Origin of the sequence: Paenibacillus sp. JJ-100, from assembly GCF_948329825.1 — a bacterium.
Taxonomy (GTDB): domain Bacteria; phylum Bacillota; class Bacilli; order Paenibacillales; family Paenibacillaceae; genus Paenibacillus.
The window spans coordinates 150,755-169,735 of sequence record NZ_CAOJCM010000007.1 but is presented as its reverse complement, the minus strand read 5'-3'; the positions used below and the strand labels follow the sequence as shown (position 1 = coordinate 169,735).

The 18,981-nt window shown below is 44.8% G+C and carries 15 protein-coding genes and 1 riboswitch; of the genes, 4 read left to right on the top strand and 11 right to left on the bottom strand.

Translation table 11 applies throughout. The features are described 5' to 3' along the window. Nucleotides 1–8: 8 nt before the first annotated feature. Nucleotides 9–425 carry a hypothetical protein gene (locus tag PQG66_RS21590; RefSeq protein WP_272039885.1) on the bottom strand — a complete coding sequence of 139 codons (417 nt, stop codon included), beginning with the start codon at nt 423–425 and terminating at the stop codon, nt 9–11. A gap of 46 nt (nt 426–471) precedes the next feature. Here PQG66_RS21590 and PQG66_RS21585 point away from each other — a divergent pair, with 46 nt between their 5' ends. Then, nucleotides 472–1,173, top strand: coding sequence for a response regulator (locus tag PQG66_RS21585; RefSeq protein ID WP_272039884.1), 702 nt, complete (start codon nt 472–474; stop codon nt 1,171–1,173). Here PQG66_RS21585 and PQG66_RS21580 read toward each other — a convergent pair. Genes PQG66_RS21580 through PQG66_RS21565 form a run of 4 tightly spaced genes read right to left on the bottom strand, consistent with a single transcriptional unit; the run spans nt 1,138 to nt 5,704 of the window. Next, nucleotides 1,138–2,052 carry a glycosyltransferase family 2 protein gene (locus PQG66_RS21580; protein WP_272039883.1) on the bottom strand — a complete coding sequence of 305 codons (915 nt, stop codon included), beginning with the start codon at nt 2,050–2,052 and terminating at the stop codon, nt 1,138–1,140. The genes PQG66_RS21585 and PQG66_RS21580 overlap by 36 nt on opposite strands. Before the next feature lie 42 nt (nt 2,053–2,094). Continuing rightward, nucleotides 2,095–3,288 (bottom strand): glycosyltransferase family 4 protein, encoded by a 1,194-nt coding sequence (locus tag PQG66_RS21575; RefSeq protein WP_272039882.1) that lies wholly within the window; start codon nt 3,286–3,288, stop codon nt 2,095–2,097. A gap of 20 nt (nt 3,289–3,308) precedes the next feature. After that, nucleotides 3,309–4,607, bottom strand: a complete 1,299-nt coding sequence (locus PQG66_RS21570; RefSeq protein WP_272039881.1) for a lipopolysaccharide biosynthesis protein — start codon at nt 4,605–4,607, stop codon at nt 3,309–3,311. Continuing rightward, the gene (locus tag PQG66_RS21565) at nt 4,580–5,704 is read right to left on the bottom strand and encodes a glycosyltransferase family 2 protein (RefSeq protein ID WP_272039880.1); all 1,125 of its coding nucleotides are present in this window, start codon (nt 5,702–5,704) and stop codon (nt 4,580–4,582) included. Before PQG66_RS21565 ends, PQG66_RS21570 begins: the two co-directional genes overlap by 28 nt. Before the next feature lie 449 nt (nt 5,705–6,153). Between PQG66_RS21565 and PQG66_RS21560 the strand changes: the two genes are divergently transcribed. Continuing rightward, on the top strand, nt 6,154–6,852 hold the full coding sequence (locus tag PQG66_RS21560; protein ID WP_272039879.1) for a response regulator transcription factor: 699 nt from the start codon (nt 6,154–6,156) through the stop codon (nt 6,850–6,852). Between the two features lie 61 nt (nt 6,853–6,913). Here the strand turns inward: PQG66_RS21560 and PQG66_RS21555 are convergent, their stop codons facing one another. After that, on the bottom strand, nt 6,914–7,336 hold the full coding sequence (locus tag PQG66_RS21555) for a hypothetical protein (RefSeq protein WP_272039878.1): 423 nt from the start codon (nt 7,334–7,336) through the stop codon (nt 6,914–6,916). Nucleotides 7,337–7,577: 241 nt separating this feature from the next. Between PQG66_RS21555 and PQG66_RS21550 the strand changes: the two genes are divergently transcribed. Both PQG66_RS21550 and PQG66_RS21545 read left to right on the top strand, forming a co-directional pair. Beyond that, nucleotides 7,578–8,720 (top strand): virulence factor, encoded by a 1,143-nt coding sequence (locus PQG66_RS21550; protein ID WP_272039877.1) that lies wholly within the window; start codon nt 7,578–7,580, stop codon nt 8,718–8,720. Nucleotides 8,721–8,867: 147 nt separating this feature from the next. Beyond that, nucleotides 8,868–9,087: riboswitch (Lysine riboswitch) on the top strand. Between the two features lie 114 nt (nt 9,088–9,201). Beyond that, nucleotides 9,202–10,695, top strand: a complete 1,494-nt coding sequence (locus PQG66_RS21545) for an amino acid permease (RefSeq protein ID WP_272039876.1) — start codon at nt 9,202–9,204, stop codon at nt 10,693–10,695. Nucleotides 10,696–10,880: 185 nt separating this feature from the next. On the opposite strand, the gene PQG66_RS21540 is transcribed toward PQG66_RS21545, so the two are convergent. The 5 genes from PQG66_RS21540 to xylB all read right to left on the bottom strand — a co-directional run bounded on the left by PQG66_RS21540 (nt 10,881) and on the right by xylB (nt 18,488). Beyond that, a complete protein-coding gene (locus PQG66_RS21540; protein WP_272039875.1) occupies nt 10,881–12,008 on the bottom strand; it encodes a transglutaminase domain-containing protein in 1,128 nt (375 codons plus the stop codon). Between the two features lie 234 nt (nt 12,009–12,242). Next, a complete protein-coding gene (locus tag PQG66_RS21535) occupies nt 12,243–14,621 on the bottom strand; it encodes a YcdB/YcdC domain-containing protein (protein WP_272039874.1) in 2,379 nt (792 codons plus the stop codon). Nucleotides 14,622–14,933: 312 nt separating this feature from the next. Then, nucleotides 14,934–15,899, bottom strand: a complete 966-nt coding sequence (locus PQG66_RS21530; RefSeq protein ID WP_272039873.1) for an alpha/beta hydrolase — start codon at nt 15,897–15,899, stop codon at nt 14,934–14,936. 142 nt (nt 15,900–16,041) lie between these two features. Then, a complete protein-coding gene (locus PQG66_RS21525) occupies nt 16,042–16,680 on the bottom strand; it encodes a bifunctional 4-hydroxy-2-oxoglutarate aldolase/2-dehydro-3-deoxy-phosphogluconate aldolase (protein WP_272039872.1) in 639 nt (212 codons plus the stop codon). A 314-nt stretch (nt 16,681–16,994) separates the two neighbouring features. After that, nucleotides 16,995–18,488: a xylulokinase gene (xylB, locus tag PQG66_RS21520; RefSeq protein WP_272039871.1), complete on the bottom strand. Its 1,494-nt coding sequence runs from the start codon at nt 18,486–18,488 to the stop codon at nt 16,995–16,997. Nucleotides 18,489–18,981 lie beyond the last annotated feature (493 nt).

Genomic DNA, 18,981 nt, shown 5'->3' with positions numbered 1-18,981 from the left:
TGGTCAGATTAGTCGATCATTTGTTTGGCAGCACACTCTAATTCAAACTCGATCAGAGGTAATCTCAGACACAATAAACGAGTAACTTTCCTTTCGAAAAACTCATATACGGATTGTGCTTCTTCTTGAGCCTCATGAAGAAGTAAGATTCGACTATGATGGTCAAAATACAGCCTCTCCAGTTCTACAACATCAAACCCTCGGCTATCGATGATATACAAATCATATGTTCCGTCTATGTGTTCGAGCCGATCTGTAATCTTCATCGATAACTTGCCCCACTTTTTCTCTGGCACACCGTAGAACAATCTCATGCCTCTCGCTTTAAGAGACCTTTCAGCAGAATTCATACGCTCAAAACTTAGCTTCAACATTTCGCCCAACTTCTTGTCTTTCAAAAAAGCAATAATGTTGGTATCATTCATATACAGAAGTTCATTCCTTCTCTTTAGATTGGAGCTGCAATTAACAATGACAACCAGAACTATTTTATGTGTAGACGACAACAAGATGGTATTAACGATCCTCAAGCGTTGGCTGGAAACAGAGCAAGTGAATGTCGTTACCGCACTTAATCCGAAAGAAGCTTTTGAGATTTTAGAAAATCATGAGATCGATGTTGTCATCTCTGATATTCTAATGCCCGATATGGATGGAATCGCTTTTTTACGTTCGCTAAAACGTGTATATCCTGCCGTGGTACGTATTATTTTATCCGGGCATTTACACACTTCCTCCATGTTAACAGCGATCAACGAAGTTGGAATCTTTGCCTTTATGACCAAACCTCTCGAATACACAGAACAATTCACCACTGTCATCCAGAATGCACTGAATCAGTCTCACCGGAATCGTCAAAAGCAAATATCTGAGAAACATTCGGCTACACTGTTGCAACAATTCCTAATCACGCTTCTTAAACATAATGATGGAAACTATCTTTTGCTCGACGAGAAGGGTGAAATTATAGCAGCAGATCCTGCTCTGTCCGAAGCTTACCCTATAGGTGTCGTACTTCAAGACGACGCATGGGAAGGACTGTACCTAGCCAATCATCATCTGCATATTCCACCTAGCAATAGAGATGTCACAGAGCATGAACGTTACACCCTGGTTCGTTTGAATACTTTTGGTACATCATTTTATTTTCTCCGTTTGCACGATGCGGGTTGAACGGGTGATTCGTCCCTTAATAATTCCGTAAACCCCAAGTAAACTAAGGCATCCATACATAAACATCATTCCGCAAAATAACAACGGGTGTCTCACATACCGCTTGATATTATCCTTCCGGTAAAGAACCGGACGGAAGAAGTACCAGCGTTCGAGAGCCTTCCAAAATCCTCCACTTTCGGAGGATAAGGTCCGATCCATAGCAGTGAAGTAATAGGCTTTCTTAGCTAAAAGCTCTCTTAATAACACCTTTTTCTCATCATGATACAGTCGGGTACAAACAGCGCGTTTGATCTTCCCTCCTTGTTCCAGATAACGCAGTGTGGGCTGGATTTCTTCAAATGATATCTGTCCCGCATTGAATCCGCCTGTGGATAAGTATGCCGACATTTTCCAAAATCTCGCCGCTTCAATTGAACGTTTGCCTACATCCTCACCAGCATTATTAATAATATTTCGTTCAAAAACTTTAACTTTTGAAAAGAAGTTTCGGTAATTGGTGAAGGCTTCTTCCGGAATAACGTACGCGCCAACTTCCGTATTCTTCACGGCTTCCATCAAATGATCAATCATGCCTTCCTCAAGAATCATATCGGAATCAATGATCAGTAGATATTCTGCACCTTCCTGCACGGCTTCTTGTATAGCGGTTACTCTTGCAATTCCACGTTCTCCATGAGGCAGATGCAAAACCCTTATACGTTTTCGGGCATTCAAGGCTAATCTATGAATCCGTAAGGTTGTATCGTCTGTGGACCCATCATCAGCTATAATAATATCGACATTTTCATAGGATTGTTTTAGACAACTCTCCAGACACTTTTCGATGCACTCGGAATTGTTATACGTTGAAAATACAATGGATACTTTGGGTCCCATGTGAATCCCCTCTCTAAATTCATATATGATTTTTGCCTTAGTTCAGGATGGCAGGCTCATCCGTTCCAACCACTCTCCAAATGCCTGGCCTGTATAATCAAAATGGAATTGCTTCGCATACTCGTAGGCACAATTACGAATTCTCTCATATTCCTCGGGTCTTTCGATTACACTCATCATTTGTGTGCATAGTGCATCTACATCCCCGTGAGCAACCATATATCCGCTACGTCCATAATCCACTGCATCCACCAACCCGGGAGAGTTACTTACCAGGCTAGGAGTTCCCACGGCGGCTGCTTCCGTAATGGTCAACCCCCATCCCTCTCTTTGTGACGGGAAAACATGCATGTGTGCCCGGCTCATTAACTCCAGCTTACGTTCCTCCGAGACAAAGCCATGAAAAATGACATCCGCTTGTTTGTTGGACGTCTTTATATCGTCCTTTTCAGTTCCTCTCATGAAACTTAACCCGTAACGCTCCATAATGGGTTGCAGTTCCTCTTTAAGGTATTGTTCGTTGGTCTTACCAGCAATCCATAATGTCGCTGCAGGGTATTTTTTTTTCAACTTGCCAAAGGCTTCAACAACATAATCAATCCCTTTATACTTCACAAAACGTCCAATGTACAAAAAGGTCGGATCTGCTTGCTTGGGCAGCCAATGTTCATGCGGCCAATGTTCAAATTCGATGCCCTCGGGAATTATATCTATGCGATCCGGATGAAAGCCGTGTCCAATTAAAGCGTTTCGAGTCGAAGCAGAGACTGTAATTGTACGATCATGCTTGGCTAGGCGGAGCAAGGCCGGTTCCATCACATACCCAGGTAACCCTTTAAGTAAGCCCATGTTCTGAAACCATATCTCTCGGGTCGTCTGGTGAATGAAAAACAATCTTTTGGCCCGTGGTACCCAGAACCGTGTAAAAAACTGATGCGTATTGCACTGATTAACAACATATTTTATTTTCGCTCGGTGTTTCCGATAGAATCGGGCTGCATGCAGAATAACACTCCACATGTTCCCTGCTCTTAAATAAAGCACACCGTCAATCATCTCAGCTGGCTTAGCCCCCGGGTACATCGGAGAAAAATGGACATATTGAAACTGCTTCGAAGTTGACCGCTTGAGCATTTCATGTGTAAACACTTCTGCCCCGCCTCTGCGAGGAGCAAGGATGTCCCGCCAGGACAACAATAATACGACCTGATCGGATAATTGGATGTTTGCTTTCACATGCTTCTCTCCTTTGAATCCTAATTTATTGGCTTGGCCACGTTGATTGTCTTCTTGTAGAACAGCCAATCCACGAATAAGCCTGCGCCTAACAAGCTATATACCATGATTTCGCTTATCAGGATTTGCGTTAAATTACCATGATTAAATATAAAAGCAATGACGATGGATATCGCCCCTGCAATGAGCCATACCATAAGACGGGCGTTTCCCGAGAGCATATGAAGATAAGCCAAGAACACGACTACGGAGAAGATCGCATATACCGTTCCTACGGGTACCAAGATCGTAGAAGCACTGGAATAATCCGGACCAAACAGTAAAGGAATCGTTTGCGGTAACCACCATGAGTTGAAAAGGATATACACCATCAGTCCCGAAAAAATGCAAAGTGTAAATCCGGTGATCATCGTGGTTAACTTCCTGTTTGTTTTCTTCACGTGATGTTCATTCTCAGATCGAATTGTATTGATTCGTGGAACAAGGGCTGTAATGATACTGAACCCCGCAAAATAGATCAGTTGACCATATTTTAATGCTACTGCATACTCTCCTGATTGCTCAGGCAAATAATGATGGACAATCAACATGTCCACTGACAAAAAAAATAAAACACAACAGTTCAGTACAAATGACTGTCCCAGATCTTTGCCTACCTGCTTCCAAGAGATTTTGGAGCCTGGATCTCTGCGGGATTGTAATCCCGCGCCAGCTTTGCTTGTCCAATAACCATGTATAGCCGAAAAAAGCATACCCATCATCACAGTGAACATCAGCCGTTCCACATTCAGACCTTCTTTTGTACATAAAACAAAGAGAAAGACAAAAAGTAACTTCCCTCCAACCTCTGTATAAAAGCTCACATTCAACTTCAGTAAATAACCCTGTCCCTGCATAATTCCTCTGTGATAGCTAGTTATAATGTGAAATCCTACGATCATAACTAACCAAAGATTAGCCAACACACTTGTGCCGAAAATTGGATTTGTTAAAGAGAGAAATATGAGGAGCAATATACTAATCGATAGTGCAAAAAGGGATATTATCCTAGGTGCAGGAAGAACAGCTTCATCCGTTTTCGGATAGGAACGTTTTGCAATAACGAGCTGAATGGATAGACCGACGACTGACAACAATGCAAACAAAGCCAGTAAAGCATTTACCTGCCCATATTGCTCGGAAGATAAGTAGCGACCAGCTAAAATGTGGAATAAAAAATTAAATCCGTTTAACATTACATTAAAAAAAGGGAAAACGAGTCCGTGCCAGCGATATCTCGCTTTTGTACCATTCATCGGATTCGCCGATCTAAACGCCATATGTCTGCGATGGATCTGAGGAAGCGGAGGGAATCCTTCCAGATATGAATATGAGATCCTTCCCGGTCAATACATGCAACTTGCAGTTGAAGCACTCTTAATTTCAATCTTTTTGCAAGAAACATCATTTCAAGATCTACAGCCAGTCCAAGATTCTCCTTCAAATGCGGAAATAATCTTCTGACTGCAACTGCACTTAGAACCTTCAATCCTGTCTGTGAATCAATAACGCCCTCTGGTAAGAAAGGCCTAGAAATTAATCTCTTACAAAAACTTAGTCCGACACGAATCCAAGGACGGTTTTCTGCTGAAGTATCTTTGGTTCCAGTAATCATGTCGTAGTAACCCAGTCGTACAATGTTGATCATACGAGCGATATCTTCAATAAAAAACGAGTCATCTGCGTCCACAAAAACGAAATAATCTGCTTCAACTTCCTTCATTCCCTCTAGGTATGTACCTGCTTTTCTTGTGTTTCTACCTAATTCTTTGGCATTCAGTAACGGACTAACATCACGGTTTATTCGGTTAATGGACAGCGTCGTATCTTTCTCCAACGTTTGGATCAACTCTAAAGTTCGGTCTCCGCTACCATCATCAATCAGATATAGAGATCCTTCGATAACGTGTGTACAGATATAGTCTTGTAACTTGCGGCAAAAGCTCTCGACGTGTGCAAATCGTTCCTCTTCATTGTAAACTGACAATACAAATGCGATATGTGTGCTTTTCGTAGGATACTCAGGATGTAACAAACTTTGGATATCTGTAATTAATTTATCGGGATAGTTTGCATTCCAATGTAAAAGACGAATTCTTCCAACCCCATTTATTTGTATCATGTGCTGGTCCTGTAAACTTGAATGCACATCTGTAATAATCAACAGAGGCAGATGAGGATCAACAGCCCGTATAGCATTAGCCGCTGCTACCACGTCTTCTGGATCTATGTAATCGACTACGCAACAACGTATCTCTTCGAACGGATGACCTTCTGTATGGAAGGAAGTGTCGCCTAATTTCACATCATAGAAATGAATTAATTCTTTGAACTTAATGTTTCTTCCATTATCGGTCAGAACGAAAACAGGGTCCATGGTCACGCCTCCAAACAAAATGATATAGTTCTATTTTCCCAATTAATATTTAAGAATGTTTGTTTGTATGTATGAATTTAGTATAAAAATGATTGTACTCCCTTCATAATTTCCCATCATTCGACACGCTCAGAGGCTATGAATTATGAATATAAAAGATGATTTCAGTGACTTCTTATACGTATAATACGTATCAATATGCTATTATAGAAAAATAGATTAAACATATTGTTGCCTAGGCATAAGACCTAGGCAACAATATGGAAATTTTTATGAATCGAGAAAGAAGAATGCATCTGTTATACTGAATAGAATAGTAATGTCTTTTATTAAATCCATATTTTTCCTTTAATGTGAATAGAAACTTTGAACATCGAAAATTGACATCGGTTTCTTGTATTCATTTTGTACTTTCTTAACAAATTACTTTTCACCAGGAGTGTTGAGCTATGTCTATTAAAGTACTTCTTATCGAAGATGAGAAAAATTTGGCGGATATGATCGCCTTTTTCCTAGAGGAGGAAGGATACATAACGGAGCGAGCTCATCATGCGCGTGAGGCACTTCATCTATTTTCGGAGTTTCAACCTGACATTGTCGTAACGGATCTCATGCTTCCAGAGATGGATGGAAACGATCTTGTCGACGCTGTTCGTCAAAATTCAACTGTACCTATACTAATGATCTCTGCAAGCACGATGCTGAATGACAGGTTGCGAGCATTGCGAAATGGAGCGGATGATTTTCTCTGCAAGCCATTCAGCTTGAAAGAACTGGATGCTAGAATTAAAGCGTTACTTCGCCGGTCTACCATTACATACCAGGACAAGTCTGCAAAAGAGGAAGAGCCCGAAATGGTTACGGGACAAATTAATGTAAACGAATATCGCAGAACATTGTTTGTAAACGGAATTGAAATTGAAGTAACCCACATTGAGTTTGAAATTATGAAGGAGTTATATCGTAACCCAGGTAAAGTTTTTACGCGCAATGAACTGATGGACCGGATCAAAGGATCGGAACGTGCTTATCTCGATCGAACCATTGACGTACATATTTCCAGTTTGCGTAAAAAAATTGAGCCTGACCCCAAAAATCCCCGTTATATCAAAACGGTATGGGGCACAGGCTATAAATATATGGCCTAGATCGACCGTTAATCAGGGATTTGCATACATAGCAACGGTTGCAAGCATTGCTTCTTAGGCTCTACTTCATGTGTAGAACGGGAAATATAGCTAAGGGTGTCTCGTACCCATAGGTGAGCAGCCACCGCTCAAGGCTACGAAGTAATTGATCGGGGTCTTGCTCATTCCAGAGCACCAATCTTACAGGACCTGTACCGGGAATCTGTTGCAGGTGACGTTTGCGGATCAATGACTGAAAATCGGTAATAACTACTACGGGAACGTCCGGCACAAACGCACGAATAGCACTCGCTGCCGATATAGCCTGCTCGGCGTTCCTGTAATCCACTATACAAAAGCGGGAATCTTCCCAATCCCCTCTTCCTCTGCCTGTTCCCTTAACTGAATCTGATGGCGCAGAAGCAATCCAATCCTCAAATAATCGATTGATTTTCTCATAGTTGACACGACGCTCTCCATCCGTTAGTACAGCGACAGGTTCCATAGGTATAACCTCCATTAGCTTCTTCTCTTCTATTGTGTCAGGTTTCATTTAAAAATGTTCGTTTCTGAAAATGAAAGAACTGTTAATAATCTTCGTATTTCTTCACATCCATGTGAGAGACTGTTATTTAAGGTCATGTCATTTCGCAGTTTCCCTAAATTCATGTAAAATAGATATATCCCCGCATGATTTAATTTACGGGACATAACGTATCCATTTGGTAATATAGGAGGTTACATCCATGAATATAGTTTCCATTGAACCGACACCAAGTCCAAATACGATGATGCTCCATCTCGATGAACGACTGGAAGACGGGATTCGCAGAACTTACACACTGGACAACGAGCGTTCAGCCCCTGCGTTTATTCGTCAAATGCTTCACATCCCAGGCGTAAAAAGTGTATTTCACACGACCGATTTTGTTGCTCTGGATCGTAAGGGAAATGCGGACTGGTCCTTCATTCTTGGTGAAGTACAGAATCGTCTAGGTCAGGAAGGCATTCAGCTGGACTGGATTGAATCAGAAGATGCTTCAGGTGAACATTTTGGTGAGGCGCAAGTTTTTGTTCAATTCTTCCGCGGCGTACCGATGCAGATTCGAGTCAAAGCTGGAAACAAAGAAGAACGGATCTCGTTATCAGACCGTTTCGTCAAAGCAGTTACCGAAGTGGCCAGTGCAACGCTGATCAAAGAACGGAAGTTGACTGATTACGGAGTAAGATACGGTGAGTTACCGGATATTGCGCGTGAAGTCGAGCAAGAACTGGAAGCAGCCTATCCTCCTGAACGATTGGAGCAAGTCATCCAGCAGGCTATCGCTCATGGTACCAATACAGAAGAATTCGTTGAACGTCGTCGTGAGCTGGATGGAGCTGAACTTGAAGCTGCACTTCGCAGCGACGACTGGAATGTTCGTTATGCTGCATTGGATGGTATGGAACCGACAGAGGAAAGGCTGCCGTTGATCGCACAAGCGTTGCGTGATAGCAAAATGCAAATTCGCCGCTTGGCTGTTGTATATCTGGGCGATATCCGTACAGCTGAAGCAATGGAGCTGTTATACGAAGCACTTCAGGACAGTTCTCCTGCAGTGCGGCGTACTGCCGGGGATACGTTATCCGACATCGGTGACCCCGCAGCGACACCGGCCATGATCGAAGCGTTAACCGACAAAAGCAAACTCGTACGTTGGCGTGCTGCCCGCTTTCTGTATGAAGTCGGGACCGAGGAAGCTGAGCAAGCGCTGCGCCTAGCTGCTGAAGATCCTGAATTCGAAGTAAGCTTGCAAGCTAAAATGGCACTGGAACGCATTGAGTCTGGTGAACAGGCCGCTGGAACGGTATGGCAACAGATGGCAGGACGGAATAAAAATCAGGAGTAGTTGCTCTATCGTAGCACCCTCCCAACTTTTGTTATTGCACTCTAAAACGATGAGGGGTATACTTGTGTCTGTTTGATTAATAGCCTACTCGTTACGCTAAGTGTAATTTCTAATTTCATAAACAATAGATACACCTCATCCATTGTATGGTGAGGTAGAGGTCGCGGGTGCGATCAGTACGCTGAAGGAGGCGCTAGGAGCCGCTGTTGAGATCAGCCGAAAGGTGTACCCGCCGAAGCTCTCTGGATGTTCCTTCATAGTCTAGCGAGCTGGGGCTGCAGCCGAAAGGTGCAGAACTGTCACATAAGCAGGTATATCTTTTTTTCCGAAAAAGGTATGACTTCTTTTGTGTTGAGCTATCTTAATCATCTGGGACATGGTGCGGACATTAATATCAAAGACCGCTGGCTCAGGCCAGTGGTCTATTTTCGTTTATGGAGCTAAAAGCCTGCATCAGCATTACAAATGAAGGAGTGTTTCCATGCAACACCGCAGTAACCAATCACAAACAACAACCAGAACAACTGAACCTACCCTGAAAAAAGGTTTGCGTGCACGCCATATGACCATGATTGCCCTGGGTGGTTCCATTGGAACCGGGCTGTTTTTGGCAAGTGGTACCGCGATCTCAACTGCTGGCCCTGGTGGTGCTTTAGTTGCCTATGCGGCCGTTGGTATTATGGTTTATTTCCTGATGACCAGCTTGGGTGAGCTTGCAACCTTTATGCCAGATTCTGGTTCTTTCAATACGTATGCCGCACGTTATGTAGATCCCGCTCTGGGCTTCGCCATGGGCTGGAACTTCTGGTACAACTGGGCGGTAACAATTGCAGCTGAACTCGCTGCTGCTACCGTTCTGATCAAATACTGGTTTCCAGACAGCTCATCCATGTTATGGAGTTTATTGTTCCTAGTCTTGATCTTTGCCTTGAATATCCTGTCTGTCAAAGGATATGGGGAATCGGAGTATTGGTTTGCAATTATTAAAGTAGCTACTGTCGTCATTTTCCTGTGTGTCGGCGTGCTTATGATCTTTGGCATTTTGGGTGGTGAAGCTGTCGGCTTTAGCAACTTTACCATTGGAGATGCGCCATTTCATGGAGGATTCTTCACTGTACTCGGTGTGTTTATGGCAGCCGGTTTCTCCTTCCAAGGAACGGAGTTGATTGGGGTTGCAGCCGGTGAAAGCGAGAACCCGCGCGAAAATGTACCTCGTGCGATTCGCCAAGTCTTCTGGCGCATTCTGATCTTTTACATTTTGGCGATTATCGTGATCAGTTTGATTATTCCTTATACACATCCGAATCTGCTGAAGGGTGATCTGGAAAACATCGGAATCAGTCCGTTTACGCTTGTGTTTGAAAAAGCAGGACTCGCCATTGCGGCTTCTGTGATGAATGCCGTTATTCTGACTTCTGTGCTCTCTGCCGGCAACTCGGGCATGTACGCTTCCAGCCGGGTACTTTATGCTCTTGCCCGGGATGGCAAAGCCCCCCGTTTCCTTGGCAAGCTGAATAAACGTGGTATCCCAATGAATGCATTGCTCATCACAACCGCGGTTGGCATGCTGGCATTTTTGGCTTCTCTCTTCGGCGACGGTGTCGTCTATACCTGGTTGCTCAATGCATCCGGTATGTGCGGATTTATTACGTGGCTCGGAATTGCAATCAGCCATTATCGCTTCCGCCGGGCCTATGTGGCACAAGGACGAGATCTAAGGGATCTCCCTTACCGTGCACGGTGGTTCCCGTTTGGACCAATCTTTGCTTTTGTCCTATGTATCATCGTCATTCTGGGACAGAACTATCAAGCATTTACAGGCGAACATATCGATTGGAACGGTGTCCTTGTGGCCTATCTGAGCGTGCCGTTGTTCCTGATTCTGTGGCTCGGTTACAAATGGATCAAAAAGACCAAAGTTGTGCCGTTGCAGGAATGTGACTTTTCCCCTATGGAATCAAGCGATAACAAGTAATAAAACTTAATACTGATCCTCATCCCCTGTTTTGCAGAGAGCCAGCTCTTTATCGAACAGGGGATTTTCTTGTTTTTCTGTTCGCCGTATAGAAGGTAACGTTAAATGAACATCTCAAAATAAAAAAAGAGCACCCTCTTCCAGAGCACTCCTTACATTAAAAACATATTTTTATTATATTCCTCTTACATGGTCCAATTAATTTTGACACGCAGATCTGTTGTACCTTCCAGCTTGGAAACAAAATAAGAGATCGATTTCATTCCAAGCTGGTACAGATCCTGCAAATCTTCGATCAAACGGTTCTCCGTCCCTTTATATCTGAACGTGAGCGAATTACCGCCTTCTTTCAGTATATTCTGAACTTTAGTTTTGAGCACCGCCCGTTCCTTGATCGCATCCTTTTCATCATACAATGAGTACTCTAGTGCATGATATAGTTTCTGATACACCTCTTGCTTGTTGCCTCCTGCCTTCATCAGTTGAAGTAGGGCTTCACGGTAAGGTGCGGCTGCCGATGGATACTTGTTTTTGCCTGTCCAGACATGGTCACGTGCCATCTCTTTGTCACTTAACAAGTAATAATTATGACTTACCTTACCTTTGCGGTCAGGCGTTGGATCATCCCATGTGGTGTCCATGTGGTACCACTTTCCATCCAGCTTCACCAGATTCCAGGCATGCAGCTGTCCTCCTGCTTTTCCTTCCACAATTCGATTCTCAATCCCTACCTGCTCTAACATTCGGTAAGCTAGCAATGAGTATCCTTGGCATACGGTACTACCTGTAGCCAGTCCATCATAAGCCGTGTACTTTTGTAAGGAAGTATCATAGGAGAGATTAAGCACAATCCAATCATGAATAACCTTAGTCTTCTCATGGCTGGTCATGCCGGGTTTAATGATTTCTTTCAGCACATGATCCACTTTCCGATTTACGTAATCGGTCTGAGCTTTCGTCTCCCGGTACGAGAGGTTGACATGGACCTCAGCGGTTGTATTCGAACCTTTATAATTAAAAGCATAACTCTTCACCGTATATTGAATATAGGGATCGCTTTTCATTGCTTCGTCGATTGAGGTCTGTAGCTGTTTTTTGAGTCCTTTCACATTGCCCTTGTAAGTAAACATCAATTTTTCTGTTCGTTGTGACATCGCATTCAACAAAGTATGGTGCAGGTCCGTTGCAGTAGATAGTTCTGATGTACCCGAGGCTGCATATAATTGATCCAAATCAATTGTACGCGGAAGCCATGCAACTACAAGGCAACTTGCCAGCAATATCGTAATTACTCGTTTAGCTTTCTTGGCCATGAAAGGAAACCACCTCTCTTTGCTACATTCTCATGCAATATTGTATCATAAAAAATCTCGCTCTCCTGTTCTATATTTTTCATATGAGAGCATATCAAACCAAATAGGGACCTTCGACGGAAGGCCCCTTGATTTTGGACTGCATCTGCAGTCATCTTGTTTCCCGCTTCTCTTCATCCTATGTCTTTCAATGGCAAGTTATGAATTGCGCCAGGATTACTCCGTAGATCAGAATTAATAAAGACGACTGCCGCTCAAAAACGTGTCCGTTTTGCCTTGCAGCTTCGCCAGCCGTTCAAGTACTTGGGATACTTCAGCTACGGTTACTTTGCGTGCAGGCATGAATCTCCCCTCAATCGAAGGCAATAAACCAAGCCTCAGACTTAAGGAAACGGCTCCCTTGTTATGGATTGCACTGGCATCTGCGATGTTAGGTAAGTCAGATGGCTGCATATAGAATCCAGCCAGCTTCTCATAACGTAGAATCTGCATCAGCAGTACAGCCAATTCCTCGCGTGTCATTTCTTCTTCAAGTTTTAGCTGTTTCTCAGGATCAGCTCCACCAAGCCAGCGTTGATCCATCAGAACTTTGACTGCTTTGTAATAGGGACTATCTACCGTCACGTCAGCAAAAAGTTTCTCATTGTTATTACTGTTATAGTACATGTCCATGTTCGGATTAAGCGCTCTTGCCACATAATTGAACCAATCACCACGGGTAATGACCTGATCCGGGAATACACGTCCCTGCTCATCGGGCACTAATACACTATGTTTGATCATGTTACGCAAGGCTGATTCCGCAATGTGACCCGCTATATCTGTCGGTTCGACCTGAGCTTCCGCATGGGCCCCACCATACATGAAGAACCATTGACCTGTATTGGCATCCAGCAATTCATCCATGTTATAGAGGGATTTTATATCGCTTACCGGCACGTAAGCCAAATTCACACCAACTGGTAGAGGTTCGCTAGAACCCAGACCGAATCCACCATAGCGGGTGTAGTTCAACATTAGCGTATATTTTTTCAAATACAGCTCTTTGGCTTCTTCGTAACTAATTACAGGTTTGATCTCTGCAGGAAATTGTTCAGAAGTTGCCGCCAATTGTGTATAGAATTCGTTAATCGTTCCGTTATTCATGACCTGCACCTGCGCAGTGTCACCCTGTACCCGAATCCCATTCACATATCGCTGAAATACAAACGTACGGGCATCGGATAATTCCGTCATTCTGGCCAATTGATACTCTTCTTTGGCATGCGGGACAGTTGCAATGATCGTATTCATTGCTAGACTCTCCGCTTGTTGCGAAGTAAGTGGCTTCTTTTCCTTCTGGGCAGGCTCTTTCTGTCCCATCTCAGGTCCAACACGGTGCATCATGTTATAGCTGTAGACCTGTCCGGTGACCGCATCGACCTGAGCCGAGATATCACGCATGAACATATAGGACATGTTCGCATTCCGGTTGCTCCAGCTCAAACTCCATACCTGATTGTTCATATTACCATAGTAACTTTTGGTTAACTGACTATGCTCAAGTTTGTAATCCTTAGGAATGTCAAAGCTCGCTGCAACCCGGTCCACTGCCTGTTGCACATTCAAGCGCTGTCCGTTGGCAGCAGTAAAAGCTGGCACATTACCAGTCACTTTTTTATTTAGCTGCTGATTGCTCTTATCCACAGCTTTCCCTGTCAGCACATCCATTCGTTCTAATGTGTTGGCATTAATCGGGCCCATACTGTCTTCTTTTGGCAAATAACCAAGAACGTATTGCTGACGCTGTCTGGAAGACAAGTATTCCTTAGAGATATATGCCAGCTCTACATCAAATGCATCTTCAAACATCTGTCTGGCTTTCTCCTCCGACACCTTCGGCTTGGAGGAAGGATACTTCGCCGAGATGGTGGATCTCGAATACGATGTTGCCTGACCTCTCTCATCCACACTTATGTAGACAGTTTCGGCATCTGACACGACTCCATCATGTTTTAAATGATAAGCAAATTGATATTGATTGCGACCAAACAGTGCTGGCTGCTCAACTAGTGAAAACTGATCTCCAAGTGGCACATACTGATCTTCCTGGAGTTCAGGAATTGCTTTATGCAGCAGTTCCAAAGCTGTTTTTTCAGCTTCTTCCCTAGTCAATTTAACATCGTCTGCCGATAGCTGGTTCTCCACCAATTCAGATGGCAAGTGTACACCAAGTACTTCCCCTGTACCTGCGTGCACACTAGCACTGAATCCCATGGAGTGATTGCCTTGTACAAATTGAAATCCGATATCCCAAGCCTTATAATCCGGTGCTGGATAAGAGTTAGGTGAATCAAAATTAGCAGAAGTAATAGTCGCTTTTTTTAATATCGGAAACAGCTTAAATATATGATCAGCGGCTTGCCTGGATGAAATTTTCGCACCCTCTGGCACGTCATTGCTTGTTACGTCTAGTTGTTCATTTCCCCCCGAAACTGCTTCATTCACTGAACCAGCTCCAGCTTGAGCAGCGGACGCACTCCCCATGAAACCCGGTGCATGTGTCGTAAACAGCAGAGTTGCCATTGCTGTTGCTGCGGCTTTGGCTGTGAACGTTTTAAGCCTTCCATTCATGTTCCAATCCCAACTCAAAATGGTTACCTCTCCCTTCAATTTCATGCAGAATATATGCTGAATACTTTTACATGAATATTGCCATTCTAATCTATGATACCATAAGCTTCCTTTCTATTCGCTGTTTTCCGTTAAATTTACAGTTGTGAATTTTTGTATAACATAACGCCGAAACAAAAAAACGCCCATTCAATAGGCGTTCTTTCACGATCTTTACCTTTAGATTTGGTCTTCTATGTTTAGATTCATAGTTATTCTTAGTCTTTACTATGCTTCTCTTCTCTGTTCTGTTCTAATTCTCACTTCTCTTGGTCAACCGGCAGTATGCTGTAGATCCGTCACATTCTGCACTTTAGCCACTTCATCATCATAACCCGTTGGCTCTATTCTGGTATGAACATGTGTTTTCAGGAATGGAATAACCGTTTCCCAGAAGGAAGGGTCTTCCTCAGAACAACTATGGCCTTCACTGTTGACCCAAAGATGCTCTACAGGTGGATCGGCTTTGGACATGAAATATTCCAGCTCACTTGGAGGAATAAAATTATCTCCTTTGGAATGTACCATCAACAGGGGTAAATGCATGCCTCTTCGCCTTTCATTGAGCATCATGACCGGATCATTCTGTTGATACGTCTTCAAGGACTCACCCAGCCGCCAGAACCAGATTCGAGGGATCAACTGCGCCAGCGGGAACAGCGGCAGACGCCGACGTCTCAGCTCCGAGCTGACGATGACCTGAAACTGAGATGGCATGGAATCAGTCACAACGGCTGAGACCGGAATGCCTTCTGTTAACGCAAGAATGGTCCCCAGTCCACCTAGGGAATGACCCAACACACCGATGGCATTCGGGTTGACCTCAGGTCGGTTGGACACATACGTCAACGCAGCCAGCAGATCATCCCTAAACAGATAGGCAGATGCTGCACGAACCGCATCACTGGCACCATGGCTACGAACATCGTACATCAGCAGAGCATACCCTGCCTCCCATATCGGGCGTGCATACCTTAACACACGGGAACGATTAGAACCCCAGCCGTGAGCAATAATAATCAGGGGCCAGGGTTTCGGAACATCGGATTTCGCCGGAATGAACCAACCTTGCACCTGACCTCCTCCACTCATAAAGGTAATATCTTCAAAGGGCATAGGTGGGGTCAAGGTAATGGGAATTTTTTTAGGTGTCTGACTTTTCACCGCCGCTTTCCATAACCCTCCCACTGTTACAGCGGCCACCGCTAACATACCGCCAATCATGGTTCTGGCTTTCACAAGGCGTCTCTCCTTTCCGGCTACTCGCATAGGTTCATCATACAGTCGTATGATAAACTGCACGTTAAATGAATTTTATTTTTTGTAATATTGTTTCAACACATGGTTCATTTTATAATATACCCGATTTTCATGTTTTGCTTTATCTATCCATTTTCCTTTTGGCCGCTTCCACAAATGCTTTTGCTTGAGCTGCAATCTTGGAAGTATCTCCTGTGGCCAGAGCCTCTTTTGGCAAAAGTGCACTACCCAAGCCCACTGCTGCTGCACCCGCTGCGTAATAGGAATCCATGTTTTCTAATGTCGCTCCACCTGTTGCTAAGATTGGAATATGATCCAGAGGTGCTTTGATCTCACGCAGGTATGGAATGCCCAGACTGGCCATTGGAAATAACTTAACAGCCTTCGCCCCTGCTTCATATGCAGCTACAATCTCGGTCGGTGTCATCGCCCCAGGCCAGATCTCTATCCCGTGTTCTACAGCATATTCAATGACAGACAGATCGACATTCGGGGATACTAAAAATTGTGCTCCTGCAGCTACAGCTTCCTTCGCCATGCTCACATTAAGTACCGTACCCGCTCCAATATAGGCTTGTCCTTCATGCCGTTCGCGCCAATCTGCAATAATCTGATGAGCATTCGGTGTATTCAGTGTCACTTCCATCAGGCGAATGCCACCGTTTGTCATACCGTGTCCAGCCGTAACCGCCGCTTCTCGGCTTATACCTCGTACAATAGCAACCAGCCTTGATTCCAATAGGATCTCCGTCAAGTTCATATCTGTTCACTTCCTTCTAATTGTTCAGAGTCGGCAGCTTAGGACCATCAGGTGTTCACCGCTTTTCCGTTAAAGACTATTGTAAAGCATCCATCAGGAAGAGACAGCTATTTTCAAGTATTAATTCTCTGAAAAAGAACCACAGAATATTCCGCAAACGCCTGGTCAAGCCGTAAAATATGGTTCTTCAGCTATGGTTTGTAGACATAAAAATAAGAAGCACTCGCTCCCGCGAATGCTTCTTATTTTAACTGTTGTCTCTTCAGGAATGAATGCAAAGAAGTTGAAAATTGATCATCAACACCGCGTTTTCCTTAACGGTATGCTGCCAAACGATCATTCAAGCTGCGTGTCTGGCCGTATACTTCTTGATAGAGGGCAAACAAATCATCATATACCGCCACTGTCTCCGGGTTCGGTACGTATGACTTCGCTGGACGAATAAATGCCGCCGCACATTCCTGCATCGACGGGAACCAACCGCTGCCATAAGCCGCCAGCATCGCTGCCCCCATCGCCGGACCTTGCTCGCTCTCCAGCTTCACAATCGTTGCATTAAAAATATCGGCTTGCATCTGTAGCCAAGCTTCGTTTTTGGCTCCGCCGCCAATGGAGATTACCTCGTTTACCGTCTTGCCTGCGCTTCGTAAAATATCAATCGACTCGCGCAGCGAGAAAGTGATACCTTCCATGACAGCACGTCCGAAGTGCTCCAGCTTATGCCCAGCATCCATGCCAACAAAACTTCCGCGGATATTAGCATCCGGGTGAGGTGTGCGCTCCCCGACGATATAAGGCGTGAACAACAGTCCGTTGCTTCCTGCCGGAATCTGGTCAATCCCTTGCAGGAGCACATCAAATGATTTGTCTGCTGCAAAGGTGTCTTTGAACCAGGAAAGGCTATATCCTGCTGCCAGTGTCACCCCCATAATATAGAAGGCATCTTTCTCCCCGTGATTAAAAAAGTGCACTTTCCCTTCGAAATCAAGGTCTTTTCGTTCTTCGTACGAGAGGACAACCCCGGACGTACCGATGCTGCACATCGTCTGTCCTTCACTCAAAATACCTGCGCCAATTGCACCGCAAGCATTGTCCGCGCCGCCAGCAAATACTTTGGTCGCTTGCGCCAAGCCAGTTTGCTCTGCAATCTCAGGCAGGAGCGTGCCGACTTCATCAAAGGATTCCACCAGACGCGGGCAAATGGAGATGGGCAGATTGAATGCGGTCGCAATATCCGTGCTCCACTGCTTACCTGCTACATCCAGCAACAACGTACCCGCTGCATCAGAATAATCCATGGCGTAGTCGCCAGTCAGGCGATAACGGACATAGTCTTTGGGTAACAGAAACAGAGCCGCCTGTTCAAGCAATTCGGGTTCATTTTCCTGTACCCACAAGATCTTAGGCAGTGTAAAACCTTCCAATGCACGGTTCCGAGCAATGCTGAGCAGCCTGCTGTCAAGTACATTCTCGATCCGGCGGCATTGTGCAGTCGTTCGGGTATCATTCCACAGGATGGCATTGCGCAGCGGCTTGCCCTCGGCATCCACCAGCACCAGCCCGTGCATCTGCCCGGAGAAGCTCATTCCCTCAATCTCGGAAGGCTGTACGCCGGATACTTCCAGCAGCTTGCGAAGCGATACAATCGTCTGCTCCACCCAATCCTCGGGATTTTGTTCACTATATCCAGCCTTAGGCTGGTAGAGCGGATACGCCTCCGATGCTTCAAATGCCACTTGGCCATCGCGATTAACCAAAACGGTTTTGACCGCGCTTGTTCCGAGATCGACGCCGATTACATAACTCATAAGTATACTCCTTTCGTTTATACAGGATTGAAACCTTGGGTGCGGCATGGAGAGGTCACTCCGTGTGCAGAAACCCCTTCGATCGCCCTTACCCCCGGATTTCCTCATTCCCCCTCTTCAAGGGTGAAATCCGGTTGTAAATGCGAGCACTTCGTTTCTACGGGTTCTTTCTGCCCACTCCGTTCCGCATGCCGCTCTTAACCTTGCCTTCAAACGGTACAACCGTACTCGTTTGCGGCAAAGGGGCTCCAATGTCTTCACTTTGACATTGGTTTATGAAAAACCTTGGGTGCGGCAATGGTGAGGTCACTCCGTGTGCAGAAAACCCTTCGATCGCCCTTACCCCCGGATTTCCTCATTCCCCCTCTTCAAGGGTGAAATCCGGTTGTAAATGCGAGCACTTCGTTTCTACGGGTTCTTTCTGCCCACTCCGTTCCGCATGCCGCTCTTAACCTTGCCTTCAAACGGTACAACCGTACTCGTTTGCAGCAAA